Source organism: Phyllobacterium sp. 22552 (assembly GCF_052044585.1).
Taxonomy (GTDB): domain Bacteria; phylum Pseudomonadota; class Alphaproteobacteria; order Rhizobiales; family Rhizobiaceae; genus Phyllobacterium; species Phyllobacterium ifriqiyense.
Window position 1 is genome coordinate 329,446 of sequence record NZ_JBQENG010000003.1, and the last position, 16,286, is coordinate 345,731.

Genomic DNA, 16,286 nt, shown 5'->3' on the forward strand with positions numbered 1-16,286 from the left:
TGCGCGGGCTGCACGCAGCAGTGTTGTATATAGACTAAAATACTATTGACCCGCGTATATATTGAACAATTATAGTGATTTATTGTATGGTTGCTTTATAAAAAGCAATAATTACTTATAATTGTAGGTATATTCCGATGCAACCAAAAGACGATTATTCTCGTATCTATGTGTGGGCACGGAATGAGCCTTTTGCGATATTGAGTTTGCGATGACGGAGCGCCGTCTGGAGCCATCCATTGCAGCACGGCTTTGTTATGCGGGCCTGCCAAAAACCGCCTTGGTAGAGGCATTCACGCGGTATCGTCAAAACGGCACGTCATTTATCGAGGAACTTTACGCGGTAAATGGCATAGACCATTTGCTGCTCACGCAATGTCTCGCAGAGGAAGCAGGTCTGGTCTTTGAGAACATAGACGATGATCTTCATATTATCTCACCAAGCGGCGCGGAATTTGTGGATGTGCGCCACAGGCGGCATATCGTGGGAGTCACTGCGGACTTTACGCTGAAGATTTATACCGCACCCACGCTCTCAACCATTGCCCGGATCAAGCAGGGTCTTGTCGATAGAAGTGTTGAGGGTCCTCCCGTCAACATAATCTCCCCAGCACGCCTGACGCAGTTTTTTCTGGCAAAGCATTCGGATCATCTAGTACGCAACGCTGTTAATATGCTTGAGAATGGTCCAAGACATTCGGCTCGCACCGTGGCCGACGGTCAGCAAGGCGTTATTATTGGAATGATAATTACTGTTTGCCTGTTCCTCGCAATGCTCGCTCCGAACTCGCTTTGGCAGGCATTTCACGCTCTTTTCTCTCTGCTGTTTATGGGCTGTATTCTTTTGCGGTTTCTGGCGGGCCGCCATGCCTCCAATCAAACCGTGCAACTCATGAAGAGTACGAGCGGCAGCTTACCAAAATACACCGTTATGGTGGCGCTGTATAAGGAAGCTGAGGTGGTTCCTCAGCTTGTAGAAGCGATGAAGCAGCTTGATTGGCCGCGCTCGCGTCTTGAAGTTTTGTTCCTTTGCGAAACGGACGATTATCACACCCGCGCGGCCTTCGAAAAAGAAATGCTACCCGCCAGTTTCAAAATTATCTGCGTGCCTTGCACAGGCCCACGAACCAAGCCGAAAGCGCTTAATTATGGCCTGCAATTGGCGGAGGGTGATTACGTCGTTATCTATGATGCGGAGGATCGCCCGCATCCCGGTCAGTTGCGCGAGGCCTGGCAAAGATTTTCAGAAAGCACCGACGGGAAGCTGGCCTGTCTTCAGGCCCCGCTCGTCATTACCAATGAAAGGGACAGCTGGATCGCACGGCAATTTGCATTTGAATATGCAGCGCATTTCAGAGGGCTCTTGCCTTGGCTGGCCGATGGTCGATTTGTGGTTCCGCTCGGCGGCACATCCAACCATTTTCGTCGTGAGTGTCTGGTGGAGGTTGGAGGCTGGGATCCCTTCAATGTCACCGAAGATGCAGAGTTGGGTTCAAGGTTTGCGCGTCATGGATATCGCATCGAAATGCTCACTCTGCCCACAGCAGAGGATGCACCAATCGAAGTTGGAATATGGCTGAAACAGAGAACGCGATGGTTGAAAGGTTGGATGCAAACATGGCTGGTTGAGATGCGGCAACCCAGGGAAATGCTCCAGCAGGCCGGATTAAAGCGCTTTCTGGTTTACCATGTCCTGACGGCAGGCGTTTTGGGTTCTGCGCTGCTCTTTCCCTTCATGGTGCTTTTCGTCAGCTACATGCTGCTTATGATCACGCTTGTGAAGGGTACCGGTTTTGCGGGTCCCATCCTCATTTTTGATTTGATGAATATTGTTTCGGGTTTCCTCTCATTTCATTCCCTCGGCCGGGCGGCTCTGAAAAAAGAGAAAATGTCGGGTTGGATATTACCGGGCTTGCCAATCTATTGGGCGCTCATATCTTTGGCGGCGTGGCGGGCGCTTTGGCAATTATATGTCGCGCCTTTTCTTTGGGAAAAGACGCCGCATCGTCCCGTTCACTCGGCAATTTCTTTCAAATAAAATCTGGACCGTTTCCGATGATCAGGGAATCTTCATTGCCGATTACCGCCAGGTCACGATCCGCATAGGGCAGGCTCAACAAAATTCGCCGTATTACGGCAATTCGCGCACGACGTTTATCGTTTGATCGGACGATCGTCCAAGGTGCATATGCCGTATGGGTTCGCGCCAGCATGCTATCGCGTGCTTTGGTATAATCATCCCATTTTTCGGCACCGGCAATGTCGATAGGCGAAAACTTCCAGTTTTTCAGTGGACTGTGTCGGCGATCATGAAAACGTTTCAGCTGCATCGTCTGGCCAATGTCCAGCCAAAATTTGAAGAAATGGATACCATCCGCAACGATCATGCGTTCGAAGCCGGGCGTCTCCTCCAGAAAAGACTCGTGCTGTTCGGGCGTGCAAAACCCCATAACAGGCTCTACGCCGCCACGATTATACCAGGAGCGGTCGAAGGTCACGAACTCACCCGCACTTGGGAAATGCGAAACATAGCGCTGGTAATACCATTGTGTGCGCTCGGTTTCACTTGGTTTGGGCAAGGCAACATTGCGTGCAGAACGCGGATTCATGTATTGGCGCAAGTTGAATATTGTGCCGCCTTTGCCAGCTGCATCTCTTCCCTCGAACACCGAAATCAAGCGGCCGCCTGTCTTCTGAAGCCAGCTTTGCATCTTAACAAGCTCGATCTGGAGCTTCTCCAGTGTCTCCGCATACTCATCGCTGGGCATTTTTTCGGTGTAAGGAAAGCCTCCCGATGTCAGGTCTCCATCATCAATCCAGTCTGGCAATATTGGATTGTTGATATCAAACTTACGCTTCTTGCCATCAATCTTCAGCTTGAGGGTCGCGATCTCGGGTTTGGATGATGTTGATTTCTTTTTTGAATCTTTGCCCAATGCGAGGTCCTCAATTGACATAAATCCATGTTATTGGGACAGCAGTGTGGCGTCTAGTGGTTAAAAACACTGACTGATCGGGAGGTTAGTGGATGAGTATCTGGGGGCAGGATGGTAGCGGGCTAAGGCGCCGGGCATTGGAGCGCATTATCCGTTCGCGTTTCATACTTGCCGCCGCCGCTTTCATTACCGCCTTGATACTTGGAGTAAGTGAATCCTGGTGGCTAAGTTTTGCCGTTCTGATGATCGTTCTTGTGAGCGTCGTGGTGGTATCCGCAGCATTGCCGAGGACGGAAAAACCCGTAACAGCGGATCCCGGCGATCCGGCGATATTCCACTTGTCGGGCCAGCAATTGGCGGCGCAATTACCGGACCCGCTGATAATTTTCGATCATGAGGGCACTATTCTTTACGTCAACCCGGCGGCGAGCGGCGCATTTCGCTCGGTGGAGCGCGGCGGGGTTCTCATGTTGCATTTCCGCGCGCCGGAAATGCAGTCGCTGGTTCATTCGGTCATGGCGGATGGCGTAGCACGTTCGGTGGATTATTTTGAGCGGGTGCCGGTCGAGCGCTGGTATAGCGCGACGGTTCTTTTGCTGGATCAAGCGCGAGCGGGTGATCGGCAATATCTTCTATCCTTCCGCGACCAGACAGAAGCCCGTCGGCTTGAGCGCATGCGTTCAGATTTTATCGCCAATGCCAGCCATGAGCTGCGCACGCCGCTCGCCTCGCTCTCAGGCTTCATTGAGACATTAAGAGGCCCGGCACGTAAAGACGAAGCGGCTCGCGATAATTTCCTGGAAATCATGCAAAAACAGGCCGAACGCATGGCTCGGCTGATAGACGATCTTCTGTCGCTGTCGCGCATCGAAATGAAGGCGCATATTGCTGTGAAAGATCAGGTTGATCTGGCCGCTATTCTTAATCACGTTGCCGATTCACTTCGTCCCGTTGCCTCCGATTTGGGTATTACTATCGAGCGGGATATCGATCCGGGGCCAGTCAACGTGCTTGGGGATCGTGACGAGCTCACGCAGGTGTTTCAAAATCTGCTGGAAAACGCCTGCAAATATGGACAATCCGGAAAACGTGTCATTCTGGAGCTCAAGCAGACGGGCGATATGACCAAGGTGACCGTGCAGGATTTCGGGCCGGGAATACCCGATGAACATATTCCGCGCCTCACCGAGCGATTTTACCGGATCGATGTGGAAACAAGCCGGGCGCAAAAAGGCACTGGTCTGGGACTTGCCATTGTAAAACACATTCTGACGCGGCATCGCGCGCGACTGATAATTCGCTCGCAGGTCGGAGAAGGCTCATCCTTCACGGTGGTTTTCGGTCCGCAAAAAGTGTAGCCGCCGACCTACAAAAAAGGCGCCAATTGGCGCCTTTTTTGTAGAACTTTGATAGCGGCTTAATTAGCGACGGCGACGATCCGAAGCTGGCTGATAGGCCAGACGCGAGTGGTATGTGCAATAAGGCCCGCCTTCGCCCACATCATTGCCGCAGAAATTGAAGCCGGGCAGCAATGGATCGCCAACCGGCCACTTGCAGGTGCGTTCGCTCAGCTCGACCAATTCGAGCTTGCGAGAGATCGGCACCACAACATCGGTAACCGTCCGCGTAACCATGGGCACGAGATCGGTGCTGTATTCCGCCTGTAATGCGGTCGCTCCAACGCTGCGATTTACAACGCGGCTCGACATGTGACCGACGGTTGCACTGCTGCTGCGCTGGCTGCTGGATGCTGCGGTATTGACCTTCTTGCTGCGGGTCTGCGACGAGGTTGTCTTGCCGCGTCCGGACAGCTTTAGCCGGTGCACTTTGCCGATGACGGCATTGCGGCTGACGCCGCCCAGTTGTGCTGCGATCTGGCTTGCACTTAGGCCTTCGGCCCAAAGTTTCTTCAGCTGCTCTACGCGCTCATCTGTCCAGTTCATTGTTCCCTAGCTCCATATGGGGCTTTGTTTTGTACGGCTTGCGGACTGAATCCTTCCTCGCATCTGGATTGCTCCAGATTGTATCGATACTATATCTATTCAGATGACGAGGACGCCGTACGAAATCTAGCTATTTCGTTTCCCAAGCTACAATATGCGATGACTCCGTGACAAGAGTCAGGCTTGGGTTGCAGGGGTGCTTTTTTTGGTTTTCCCCAACTTGCGCGTTAAACTGTTGCAAAAATGACGTTTTACGGCTTTGTCGACAAACCAAATAATATCGGGCCGTTGAGCCCGCCGGTTGCAATCAAAATACAGCAATATTTGTGATGTAAGTCTTTTGAACTGTTTATTTGACAATTGGAAACTGAATGATGATATTGATTTGGTGTGGCCGCCCCCAAAAATGGCATTGTGGGGCGGCTTTTTGATTTAATCATTGCCGATTTCCTTTAAGGGTCAGCAGTACGAAAAATAGGGTTATGGAGGCCCGGGAAAAATGACGGACGCAAACGCGCAACCGCTATACGACACTTTTGCTCGTGCGGATCTGCGCTTTGAGCGAGGAAACGGTGTATGGCTGACGACCGAGAGTGGCGAAAACTATCTTGATTTTGCTGCCGGTATCGCCGTGAACCTGCTTGGTCATTCGCATCCGCATCTGGTCGAAGCTCTGAAGGCCCAAGCCGAAAAGCTTTGGCATTTGTCGAACCTCTATGAAATTCCCGGCCAAACCCGGCTGGGACAGCGCCTTGTCGACAATACATTTGCCGATAAGGTGTTCTTTGCGAACTCCGGTGCCGAAGCACTTGAATGCGCCATCAAGACCGCGCGCCGCTATCATTATGTAAATGGCAATCCGGAACGCTTCCACATCATCACTTTCGAGGGTGCTTTCCATGGCCGGACGCTTGCGACAATCGCCGCAGGTGGACAGGCGAAGTATCTCGAAGGATTTGGTCCCAAGGTTGAAGGTTTCGACCAGGTGCCTTTTGGTGACGAGAAGGCTTTGAAAGCCGCAATTGGTCCTCAGACCGCAGCTATTCTGATCGAGCCGATCCAGGGCGAGGGCGGCGTTCGCCCGGTTCCCGATGCGGATCTGCGAGCCCTGCGCAAGCTTTGCGACGACGAGGGTATTTTGCTCATCCTGGACGAAGTGCAGTCAGGAATGGGTCGTACCGGCAAGCTTTTTGCCCACGAATGGTCAGGCATCACGCCTGATATCATGGCTGTGGCCAAAGGTATTGGAGGCGGTTTTCCGCTGGGTGCATGTCTTGCAACAGCTGAAGCTGCAAAGGGCATGACCGCTGGCGTGCATGGCACTACCTATGGTGGCAATCCCTTGGCAATGGCCGTTGGCAATGCCGTGCTCGATATCGTTCTTGCGGACGGCTTCCTTGATCACGTGCAACAAATGGCTCTGCTGATAAAGCAGGGACTGGCTTCTATTTCCGATCGCTATCCGGATGTTATTTCCGAGGTCCGGGGGCGTGGCCTTCTTGTTGGTCTTAAAGCGGTTGTTCCGAACACGACGCTGGTACAGGCGCTGCGCGATGAACATCTTTTGACTGTGGGTGCCGGCGACAATGTTATTCGTCTTCTGCCACCATTGATTGTAAGCGAAGAAGAAATGCGCGAAGCATTGTCGAAAATCGAAGCTGCGGCAGCACGTCTTGCTCCAGCATCCAGACAGAAGATCGCGTGAGGGTAATCCAATGACAATCAAGCAGGATCTCCGTCACTTTACGGATCTTTCGGCGCTTTCATCAGGCGATCTTAGGCTTATTCTTGACGATGCGCGCGCGCGCAAGACGCGCTTGAAATCCGGCAATATTGAAAAGCCATTCGCCGGTAAGGTGTTGGCGATGATTTTCGACAAGCCATCGACCCGTACTCGCGTGTCTTTCGATGTTGGCATGCGTCAGCTCGGTGGTGAAACACTTATGCTGACCGGCTCGGAAATGCAGCTGGGGCGTAGCGAAACCATTGCCGACACCGCCAAGGTTTTGTCGCGTTATGTCGATATTATCATGATGCGTACGACAACCCATGAACGGCTCATCGAGATGGCGGAAAATGCCACTGTGCCGGTTATCAATGCGCTGACCGATGATACGCACCCCTGTCAGATCATGGCTGATATCATGACGTTTGAAGAGCATCGCGGCCCCGTCAAGGGCAAGACGTTTGCCTGGACAGGCGATGGCAACAATGTTCTGCATTCATTGGTCGAAGCGGCAGCGCGATTTGACTTCAATCTGAATATTGCGACGCCCGACGGCAGTGAGCCGGAGCGGAAATATCTCGATTGGGCGCGTAATGCCGGGGGCAAGATCAAGCTTACCACCGATCCTGTTGCTGCTGTTGAAGGTGTGGATTGTATTGTCACCGATACCTGGGTTTCCATGGGGCAGGAAAACCGCGCCCGTGGTCACAATGTATTCATGCCCTATCAGGTCAATGATGCGTTGATGAAGCATGCAAACCCTGATGCATTGTTCATGCATTGTCTGCCCGCGCACCGGGGCGAGGAAGTTACGGATTCTGTTATTGACGGACCGCACTCGGTGGTTTTCGATGAGGCTGAAAACCGGTTGCATGCGCAAAAGGCCATTCTCGCATGGTGTCTTGAAGGAGGGCGCCCTGGTGTCTGAATCATCAAGCTTTCCCGATGAATATGTATTTGCAGGCGATGACGCTGTAGTCCCGTTTCAGGTTCAGGGTCTGGATGCCCGCGGTCGAGCGGTCCAGCTTGGGCCTGCGCTGCATGATATATTGAGCCGCCACGATTATCCTGATCCTGTTGCGCAACTCCTGGCTGAGGCGATTGTTCTGACTGTCCTGCTCGGCACTTCATTGAAATTTGAAGGCAAGTTCATTTTTCAATCGCAGTCAGACGGTCCCGTCGACATGCTGGTTGTTGATTTCCGCACCCCGAATTCTGTGCGTGCCTATGCACGCTATGATGAAGAACGTCTTGCTGATGCGATTGAAGCGGACGAGCTTTCCCAGGTCGAACTCATGGGCAGCGGCACGCTGGCATTGACCGTGGATCAGGGCGAGTATTCGCAGCGATATCAGGGCATTGTCGCGCTTGACGGTTCCAATCTTGAAGAAATCGCGAAAACCTACTTTCGTCAGTCGGAGCAGATTCCTACCGATTTGCGGTTGTCGGTCGCCAAGTTGATCGAGCGCGGAGAAGATGGCAAGCCTGTTGAGCAATGGCGTGCTGGCGGCTTGATTGTCCAATTCCTTCCCGAGTCTGAGTTGCGCATGCGGCAGCGTGATCTGCCTGCTGGCGATGCTCCGAATGGCGATTCTGAAGATGATGCCGAACTCTTCGAGGATGATGATTGGGCGGAAGTAAAGGCGCTGGTTTCCACGATCGAAAGCTCAGAGCTTACTGATCCGCAGGTGGGCGCGGAGCGATTGCTCTATCGCCTTTTCCACGAACGGGGCGTCCGGGTTTTCGACGCGGTTCCGGTCAATGATGATTGTTCCTGCTCTCGCGAGAAGATTGCCGGGGTTCTTTCAGGTTTCACAGCTGAAGAAATCAATGACAGTATCGAGGAAGGCAAAATCAGCGTTACCTGCGAATTTTGCTCGACACAATATGATTTCGATCCAGCAGAATTTCTGCCAAAAAACTAGGAATTCGCATTATGACAATCAGGGATAGTAACGGCGCCGAACTGACCGACGGCGATTCTGTAACCTTGATCAAGGATCTCAAAGTTAAGGGTACGTCGGAAACAATCAAGCGGGGAACCTTGGTCAAGAATATCCGCTTGAATGGCCGCGACGGTGAAATTGAGTGCAATACGAAGCAGGTAAAAGGGCTCGTGTTAAAGACAGAGTTCGTCAAGAAGGCCTGACCTGTGAGAGCCTAGGCTCGAAACTCGGCCGTCATTTCATGTGCGATCGTTACCACAATCAACAGGACGATAAAGGCGCTGACGATCAGCCACAGCGGCCATGGCCGGGTTGACTTCTTGGCCAGCAGGCCAACGATCAATCCGGGCACGGCAACGAGTGCCACGAGCTGGCTGGCGGCTTCTGCATTTGTGGTAAAGCTTGGAAGCCGAAATCCGAAAAAAAGCGCGGTAAGTCCAACCAACAAGGCAATGGCGGAGCAGCTAAGCGCCTTGATGTAAGGCGATTGGGTTCGGTTGGTTTCCTGCATCGTTTCTTCCATAATCAGTTTAATGTCCGCAATTGATCGGGAAGATCAAGCGAAAATGCTGGAATCTCTATGTTGAAACGATCTCCGCCATTGGTTTGCATGACATAGTGTCCAACCATGACGCCCGAAGCGGTTTTGAGCGGACAACCAGATGAATACTGAAAACTGTCTCCTGGATTGAGTACGGGCTGTTCTCCAATAACGCCAGCGCCGCTTACTTCTTCCACGCGGCCATGGGCATCGGTTATCTTCCAGTACCGGGAGCGCAATTGTACCGTACGCTCAGATTCATTGGCGATGGTTATACGATAGCCCCACACATAATGGTTAGCGGCCGGGTCGGATTGCTCCTCCAGATAAAACGGTTCGACACTAACCTCTATGTCGCACGTGGTGGCTTTATACATTCCTGCTCTCATCGCGTGAGCCTTCTCCATCTCATCCGGAAAGCATTACGCGCAATTGAAGTATCCGCGATCAGTACAATCATCGTGACGTATGTATTTGATATCACGGCTCAAAGCCGTGACGTCAACCTTCTCAATCTAAATCATTTGTGATCGCAGCTTGGGAGCTTCAAATGAGACAAACCGCGCCGGTTTCATTCCCGGCGCGACAGCTACCCGATCAAAGAGTAGCCTTCAATGCAATGTCGAGATCTTCGATCAGGTCGTCAGCATCTTCCAGCCCGACAGACAAGCGCAATAATCCGTCGGAAATTCCGAGCTCAGCCCGCGCTTCGTCGGTAAGGTTCTTATGGGTTGTCGTCGTCGGATGCGTAACGAGGCTTTTTGAATCGCCCAGATTGTTGGAAATCAGGACAATCTCAAGAGCATTCTCAAATTTGAATGCTGCCTTTTTGCCGCCCTTTACTTCAAAGGCAAGCAAAGTGGAGCCGCCCTTCATCTGCCGGGAAATAATATCGGCTTGCGGATGGTCCGCACGCCCCGGATAGATGACTTTCGAGATCGCGGAATGGGTGGAAAGGAAGTCTGCGATTTTCGCAGCACTTTCAGTTTGCTGCCGAACACGAACGGATAGTGTTTCCAGACCCTTGAGCATCACCCATGAATTGAATGGGCTCAGGCCCGGACCAGTATGGCGGAAATATTCATGCAGGTTTTCGTCGATCCATGCCTTGTCCGAAAGGATCATGCCGCCGAGGCAACGGCCTTGTCCATCAATATGCTTGGTCGTTGAATAAACGACGATATGCGCGCCAAGTTCGAGCGGCTTCTGGAAGAGCGGTGTGGCAAACACATTGTCGACGATAAGTTTTGCGCCAACTGAATTGGCGACGTCTGCCACCGCGCTGATATCAATGACTTCAAGCGTTGGATTTGTCGGGCTCTCCAGGAACAGGACCTTTGTATTCGGCCGAATGGCATTTTGCCAATTCTCAATTTTGGAACCGTCGATCAAGGTGAAGTCCACGCCATAGCGCGGCAACAATGTCTCGATGATATACCGACACGAGCCGAACATGGCGCGGGCGGCCAGCACGTGATCACCGGCCTTGACCTGACAGATAATGGCCGCTGCGACCGCTGCCATGCCCGATGCAGTGGCGCGTGCATCTTCGGCACCCTCGAGGGCGCACATGCGCTTTTCAAACATGTCTGTCGTAGGGTTGGCATAGCGCGAATAAATGAAACCGGGTTCTTCGCCCTTGAAACGGGCTTCCGCCGCCTCCGCATTGGGATAGACAAACCCTTGCGTCAGAAACAGGGATTCGGATGTCTCGCCAAAACCGGAGCGAAGCGTTCCGGCATGAACGAGCTGAGTGGCAGGGCGGAGCGTGCGGGTAATGTTCCCGATTTTTGTATCTTCTGGCATCGTCTTCTCAATCTGCCTGATCAGGCAATAAAAAACCGGCCTTGCGTGTCTCGCAAAAAGGCCGGAACGATACCGGGCCTCTTTTAGCAAATTATTTTACGTGGCTGCAAGCCGGCCGGCCAAATCACCACGGGATAAAACTGCTTTAATCCTCTCTGGCGCTTGCGTCAACGGGGTGAAACGCTAAAGCTTTCCTCATGTTTTACGGGGTTGAACGGCTAACATGAGCAGACACCAAGCGGGCATTCTTGCCGATAACGGTATCAGGGCATTGTATCAGGCGGGGTCGCTAAAGACTGCGCGTGATTTTGACAGCGATCAAATTCAACCGGCGAGCCTGGATTTGCGGCTTGGAACCAAAGCCTATCGGGTGCGCGCCAGTTTCATGCCGGGGCCTGGAACGGCTGTCTTGTCGAAGCTGGAGCGTCTAAAGCTGCACGAGATCGACCTGAGCGAGGGCGCTGTTCTTGAAACGGGCTGTGTCTATATCGTCCCGCTTCTGGAAAGCCTCGATCTTCCGCCGGATATTTCTGCTTCAGCCAATCCGAAAAGCTCAACTGGCAGGCTCGACATTTTCACACGTGTCATAGTCGACGGTGCGCAGGAATTCGACAAGGTGCCCGCAGGGTACAAGGGGCCACTTTATCTGGAAGTCAGCCCGCGCACATTCCCTATCGTTGCAAGAGCAGGCTCCAGGCTGTCACAGATACGTTTTCGTACAGGCAGGGCGCAATTGGAAGAAGTTGAGCTGACAGCGCTCCATGCCAATGAAATATTGGTGGCTTCGGAGACGCCGAATATATCGGGCGGAGGTATAGCGCTTTCTATCGATCTGACAGGCGATGCAAACGGGCTGGTCGGTTATCGCGGCAAGCATCATACGGGCGTGGTCGATGTCGACAAGCGCGGCGCTCACGATCTGTTCGATTTTTGGGAACCAATCCATGATCGCGGTGCGCGTGAGCTCGTGCTCGATCCAGACGAGTTCTATATTCTAGTTTCCCGGGAGGCAGTGCATGTCCCCCCCCTCTATGCGGCTGAAATGACGCCCTTTGATCCTCTGGTTGGTGAGTTCCGTGTTCACTATGCAGGGTTCTTCGATCCGGGCTTTGGACATACCGCTACCGGAGGCACAGGAAGCCGTGCTGTGCTGGAAGTGCGCAGCCATGAGGTGCCGTTCATTCTTGAACATGGGCAGATCGTTGGAAGACTGATCTACGAGCATATGCTGGAACGCCCAGCCGCGCTTTACGGCACCGACCTCGGTTCAAACTATCAGGCTCAAGGCTTGAAACTCTCCAAGCATTTCAAATAGACTTACGGTGCTAAAGCCCGGCTTGACAAAGCCGGGCTCAACCGGTCCTGATAAGGTCATGCGGGTGTAGCTCAATGGTAGAGCAGCAGCTTCCCAAGCTGAATACGAGGGTTCGATTCCCTTCACCCGCTCCAGATTGAAACCTTCAAGCCTGATAGCTCCGCCTTGATTGCAGTCTGCAAAGGCCATAAGAGTTATCGCGATGAAGAGCGAGCCCCGGAGTTAAAATGTCAGAACGCACAAACCGTTTCTTGGGAGATACGCCGGGAAGGGTATTGCTGAAACTGATAATTGTTTCGCTGGTTGTTGGCGTCGTCATGAGCGCCTTCAATTGGTCACCGATGGATATTGTTTACGGGGTCGAAAACTTCGTCCGGCGTATCTGGAATCTCGGATTCGGGGCGATTGAAGGTTTTGCATCCTACTTGCTGCTTGGAGCAGCGGTTGTTGTTCCATGTTTCATCATCCTGCGGATTTTGAATTACCGCCGGTAAAACAAAAATTACTTGCACAGCAGCTTTAACGTGAAGCAGCCATAATTGGGCGCTACCCGCATGCGCTCGATATTCAAGGGTTGCTCATGCCAAACACCAGTTTTCAAATTTCCCGCCGCCACTTTATCGGTCTGGCTGCCGTTGGAACCTTGCTCCCGCTGGCCGCCTGTCAGACCATCGGGCCTGCCGGAAACAGCATGGGCGCTTCGGCTTCTGCGAGCGCAAACATCAATAATATTCGTAACGGCAATGGACTTTCTGGTTTGGAGAGCGATGCCATTCTGGAGCGAGCCGCCGGGCAACAGGCAGCCTATATGGCGAAGGCCGGGCGCATGGTTCACACCACGGGCTGGGGAAAGAGTTTCGAAGCACGGGTCAAGACCAACGAAATTCATGGTGCCGCTGCAGAGAATATTGCAATGGGGCGCATGGACATCGATCGGCTTTTCGCGATGTGGATGGCGTCCCCGCCGCATCGTCGCAATATGCTGGATGCTCGTTTCAAACGCTATGGCTTGGCCTATGCCGAGGCAAAGGGTGGTAGCGGAGAGCGATACTGGGCGCTGGTTCTTGCAAGCTAAGGTGGTTGTCGCAATTACTCTGGCAAGGTTTGATGCGCGGTGGCATAGAGAAACAGCAGCTGATTCCGGTTGCAATGCCGGTGCCATAGATGATGATCGATACGCCACCTGTTCTCAGTTCAAAAACTATTCGCCCTTTTGAGGTAACGAATCGCCTCATGTTGGCTATTACCATTCCAGTAATGCTGGCATCGCTGACAACGCCATTGCTGGGGCTCGTCGATACTGCCGTGGTTGGTCAGCTTGGTGATCCACATTTGCTGGGTGGTCTTGCCATTGGGGCGTTGGTCTTCGATTTTCTGTTTTCGACCATGAACTTCCTGCGCGCCGGGACGACCGGGCTGGTTGCGCAAGCTATGGGGCGGCACGACAATATTGAGCAACAGGCGGTCTTCTGGCGCGCTATCGGCATCGCGGTTGTTGCGGGACTCGTCTTTATAGCGGCAACGCCACTTATCCTCAGTGCTACGATCAGCTTCATGAATCCGGGTAAGGCAATCGCCGATGCCATATCGACATATGTATCGATCCGGCTGCTTTCCTCGCCCATGGCGCTTGGCAATTTTGTGGTGCTCGGCCTCCTTTTGGGGCAAGGCAAGGCGATGCAGGGTCTTTATCTTCAATTCCTGCTGAACGGCATCAATGTCATCATGACGATCTGGCTCGGACTTGTTATGGGATGGGGCGTTGTGGGTATTGCATGGGGCACAGTGCTTGGCGAAACCGCCGCGCTTCTTGTCGGGCTCGCCCTCGTTTACAGGCAGTTTCGTGCTGTACCCAATCCATCCCGCGCGCGCATTCTGGATATGCACGAAATACGCAGGATGTTTACCGTCAACCGCGATATCATGTTGCGTTCGTTCTTCCTGTTGATCGCCTATACCTATTTCACGCGCGCAGGGACGGAAGCAGGCGCTGTAACGCTTGCGACCAATGCTGTCCTGATGAATTTCCTGCTGATCTCGGGCAATTTGATCGACGGCGTTACCACTGCCGCAGAACAGATTGCCGGGCGGGCCGTGGGTGCGCATTATCGCCCGGCATTTGACCGTGGTATCAGGCTGTCATTTTTGTGGGGGATGGTGCTGGCATCCCTCATGGCGTTGTTTTTTCTGATCTATGGCAATGCCATTGTCGCGGTGCTGATAAAATCACCGGAAGTGCAGGCTCTTGCCGCGATCTATTTGCCCTGGGCGGCCCTATCGCCGGTCGTCGGCCTGTTAGCGTTCCATATGGACGGCGTGTTTATCGGCGCAACCTGGTCACGCGATATGCGCAACATGATGGTTCTGTCATTGCTGGGCTATTTTGTGGCCTACTTCATATTGCCGAAATATTTGGGCAATCACGGGCTATGGCTTGCCTTATACCTGTTTCTCGGACTGCGTGGAATATCGCTCTTATACATCCTGCCCAGCAGAGCACGCGTACAGTTTGCCGATTAGTCCGGGGTGCTTCTTGATGCCCAATCATTGACATCGCGATCGCGCAATTCTGCAATATTGGAGATAGCTTCCCTGCGCATGATCGCCGAAATTTCCTTGATGATCTGGCCTGCAAGACCCGGCCCTTGGTAGATCATACTGGTATAAAGTTGCACAAGATCAGCTCCTGCGCGAACTTTGCTGATCGCCGCTGCAGCGCTGTCTATACCGCCCACGCCTATGATGGGAAGGCGTACGCCGACCCGCTGGCGCATTTTGGCGAGTATGATCGTTGAACGCTCAAAAACAGGACGGCCTGAGAGGCCGCCGGATTGGGCAGCGTTGCCGGTATTCTTCAAGCCAGATCGAGCCAATGTCGTATTGGAAATGATAAGCCCATCGAGCGGATGCAAGGCAATTTCCGCCGCGATGTCATCAAGGCTGGCATCGGGCAAATCCGGTGCAATCTTGAGAAAAACCGGTCGTTTGACTCCAGAGCGCGCAGCGAGATCGTCACGCGTTTCCAGAACTTTGCCAAGCAACTCTTTCAGGCTGTCTCGAGTTTGCAAATCCCGCAAGCCGGGCGTGTTTGGTGATGAAATATTGACGGTGAAATAGCTTGCAAGATCATGGAACTTGCGAATTCCCGCCACATAATCGGCGATCCGATCAGAGGAATCTTTATTCGCGCCAATGTTGACGCCGACAATACCGCCGCGCCCGCGTCGCTCACTCAGACGTTTAAATGCAGCATCGTGCCCGCCATTGTTGAAACCAAGGCGATTGATCACTGCCTCGTCCTCGACAAGACGGAAAATACGTGGCTTTGGGTTGCCCGCCTGGGGCAGCGGCGTCAACGTGCCGACTTCAGCAAATCCAAATCCGAGCTTGAGCAAGGCATCGGGAATTTCAGCGTTCTTGTCATAGCCAGCCGCCATGCCAAGCGGGTTGGGAAAGTCGAGGCCCGCTACGTTGACACGCAATGCCGGGTCGCTGATCGGGGCACAGGCTGGGACAAGGCCAGTCTTGAGCGCCTTGATCGAAAGGCCGTGAGCGTCTTCCGGATCGAATTTGAAGAGCAGATTGCGACCGATTGTTTGAAACAGGCCGCTCATGCCGTTAGCTCCGGAAATATGTGTTTGCCATCACTGCCGAGAGGCAGCGGCTTTACCCATTCAACAGCATCGAGCGGCAATAGTGCATAAAGATGGGGGAAGAGGGCGCCGCCCCGCGATACTTCGAATTTGAGCGCCTGACCAAGTCTGTCGGCACGTACAGCGACCAGAAGCAGATTATCTTGTCCGGCAAAATGCTTGTCGGCCGTTTCCCGAACCTGCTCTGCTGTCGAAAAATGGATATAGCCATCGGCATGGTCGATAGGCGCGCCATCGAATACACCCTTACTTTCGGCCACCTGCCAAAGCGCACGCGGTGTCAGCTTATAAATCATTTGTGTCATTACAGATTTACTAGACGCAAAACCGCCATGCGCAAAGCGTAGACTGCACTCGATAACAGAAATATCGGTCGTTTTCGGATTTTTGGCGTATTGTTTGATCATGATGGATCGTCTG

At 53.0% G+C, this 16,286-nt stretch carries 17 protein-coding genes, 1 tRNA gene and 1 riboswitch; of the genes, 11 read left to right on the forward strand and 7 right to left on the reverse strand.

Features of this window, described 5'->3' with window-relative positions:
- The first annotated feature begins 211 nt into the window (after positions 1–211).
- Entirely contained in the window at positions 212–2,038 is a 1,827-nt protein-coding gene (locus ACTJI9_RS08805; RefSeq protein WP_440807307.1) for a glycosyltransferase, read from the forward strand.
- Here the strand turns inward: ACTJI9_RS08805 and ppk2 are convergent.
- Positions 2,031–2,936: a polyphosphate kinase 2 gene (gene ppk2, locus ACTJI9_RS08810; protein WP_440807310.1), complete on the reverse strand. Its 906-nt coding sequence runs from the start codon at positions 2,934–2,936 to the stop codon at positions 2,031–2,033. The two genes, ACTJI9_RS08805 and ppk2, sit on opposite strands and share 8 nt — an antisense overlap.
- A 92-nt stretch (positions 2,937–3,028) precedes the next feature.
- Between ppk2 and phoR the strand changes: the two genes are divergently transcribed.
- Entirely contained in the window at positions 3,029–4,294 is a 1,266-nt protein-coding gene (gene phoR / locus ACTJI9_RS08815) for a phosphate regulon sensor histidine kinase PhoR (protein ID WP_115051322.1), read from the forward strand.
- Positions 4,295–4,357: 63 nt separating this feature from the next.
- On the opposite strand, the gene ACTJI9_RS08820 is transcribed toward phoR, so the two are convergent.
- Positions 4,358–4,879 (reverse strand): GcrA family cell cycle regulator, encoded by a 522-nt coding sequence (locus ACTJI9_RS08820; RefSeq protein ID WP_115051321.1) that lies wholly within the window; start codon positions 4,877–4,879, stop codon positions 4,358–4,360.
- A gap of 499 nt (positions 4,880–5,378) precedes the next feature.
- Here ACTJI9_RS08820 and ACTJI9_RS08825 point away from each other — a divergent pair, with 499 nt between their 5' ends.
- The 4 genes from ACTJI9_RS08825 to ACTJI9_RS08840 are packed head-to-tail and all read left to right on the forward strand — an operon-like array spanning position 5,379 to position 8,754.
- Positions 5,379–6,584, forward strand: coding sequence for an aspartate aminotransferase family protein (locus tag ACTJI9_RS08825; RefSeq protein ID WP_440807314.1), 1,206 nt, complete (start codon positions 5,379–5,381; stop codon positions 6,582–6,584).
- Between the two features lie 10 nt (positions 6,585–6,594).
- Positions 6,595–7,533 (forward strand): ornithine carbamoyltransferase, encoded by a 939-nt coding sequence (gene argF / locus ACTJI9_RS08830; protein WP_115051319.1) that lies wholly within the window; start codon positions 6,595–6,597, stop codon positions 7,531–7,533.
- The gene (locus ACTJI9_RS08835) at positions 7,478–8,530 is read left to right on the forward strand and encodes an Hsp33 family molecular chaperone (RefSeq protein WP_440807317.1); all 1,053 of its coding nucleotides are present in this window, start codon (positions 7,478–7,480) and stop codon (positions 8,528–8,530) included. The genes argF and ACTJI9_RS08835 overlap by 56 nt, the downstream gene beginning before the upstream one ends.
- 11 nt (positions 8,531–8,541) lie before the next feature.
- Positions 8,542–8,754, forward strand: a complete 213-nt coding sequence (locus ACTJI9_RS08840) for an alkylphosphonate utilization protein (RefSeq protein WP_115051318.1) — start codon at positions 8,542–8,544, stop codon at positions 8,752–8,754.
- Positions 8,755–8,765: 11 nt separating this feature from the next.
- On the opposite strand, the gene ACTJI9_RS08845 is transcribed toward ACTJI9_RS08840, so the two are convergent.
- The 3 genes from ACTJI9_RS08845 to ACTJI9_RS08855 all read right to left on the reverse strand — a co-directional run bounded on the left by ACTJI9_RS08845 (position 8,766) and on the right by ACTJI9_RS08855 (position 10,898).
- Positions 8,766–9,062 (reverse strand): hypothetical protein, encoded by a 297-nt coding sequence (locus ACTJI9_RS08845; protein WP_307282669.1) that lies wholly within the window; start codon positions 9,060–9,062, stop codon positions 8,766–8,768.
- Between the two features lie 14 nt (positions 9,063–9,076).
- Positions 9,077–9,469: a Co2+/Mg2+ efflux protein ApaG gene (gene apaG / locus ACTJI9_RS08850; RefSeq protein WP_336440620.1), complete on the reverse strand. Its 393-nt coding sequence runs from the start codon at positions 9,467–9,469 to the stop codon at positions 9,077–9,079.
- Between the two features lie 220 nt (positions 9,470–9,689).
- Positions 9,690–10,898, reverse strand: coding sequence for an O-succinylhomoserine sulfhydrylase (locus ACTJI9_RS08855; protein WP_440807320.1), 1,209 nt, complete (start codon positions 10,896–10,898; stop codon positions 9,690–9,692).
- Between the two features lie 61 nt (positions 10,899–10,959).
- Positions 10,960–11,039: riboswitch (SAM riboswitch) on the reverse strand.
- 82 nt (positions 11,040–11,121) lie between these two features.
- Here ACTJI9_RS08855 and ACTJI9_RS08860 point away from each other — a divergent pair.
- The 5 genes from ACTJI9_RS08860 (at position 11,122) to ACTJI9_RS08880 (ending at position 14,733) form a co-directional block, all read left to right on the forward strand.
- Entirely contained in the window at positions 11,122–12,213 is a 1,092-nt protein-coding gene (locus tag ACTJI9_RS08860) for a 2'-deoxycytidine 5'-triphosphate deaminase (RefSeq protein ID WP_440807323.1), read from the forward strand.
- Positions 12,214–12,273: 60 nt separating this feature from the next.
- Positions 12,274–12,347: transfer RNA gene (locus ACTJI9_RS08865), tRNA-Gly, on the forward strand.
- A 93-nt stretch (positions 12,348–12,440) separates the two neighbouring features.
- Positions 12,441–12,707, forward strand: coding sequence for a DUF6460 domain-containing protein (locus ACTJI9_RS08870; RefSeq protein ID WP_115051313.1), 267 nt, complete (start codon positions 12,441–12,443; stop codon positions 12,705–12,707).
- An 86-nt stretch (positions 12,708–12,793) separates the two neighbouring features.
- Positions 12,794–13,288: a CAP domain-containing protein gene (locus tag ACTJI9_RS08875; RefSeq protein WP_115051312.1), complete on the forward strand. Its 495-nt coding sequence runs from the start codon at positions 12,794–12,796 to the stop codon at positions 13,286–13,288.
- Positions 13,289–13,377: 89 nt separating this feature from the next.
- Positions 13,378–14,733, forward strand: coding sequence for an MATE family efflux transporter (locus ACTJI9_RS08880; protein ID WP_440807327.1), 1,356 nt, complete (start codon positions 13,378–13,380; stop codon positions 14,731–14,733).
- On the opposite strand, the gene ACTJI9_RS08885 is transcribed toward ACTJI9_RS08880, so the two are convergent.
- Positions 14,730–15,827: a quinone-dependent dihydroorotate dehydrogenase gene (locus ACTJI9_RS08885; RefSeq protein ID WP_440807330.1), complete on the reverse strand. Its 1,098-nt coding sequence runs from the start codon at positions 15,825–15,827 to the stop codon at positions 14,730–14,732. The two genes, ACTJI9_RS08880 and ACTJI9_RS08885, sit on opposite strands and share 4 nt — an antisense overlap.
- Entirely contained in the window at positions 15,824–16,171 is a 348-nt protein-coding gene (locus ACTJI9_RS08890) for a DUF952 domain-containing protein (RefSeq protein WP_115051599.1), read from the reverse strand. The genes ACTJI9_RS08885 and ACTJI9_RS08890 overlap by 4 nt, the downstream gene beginning before the upstream one ends.
- Between the last annotated feature and the right edge of the window lie 115 nt (positions 16,172–16,286).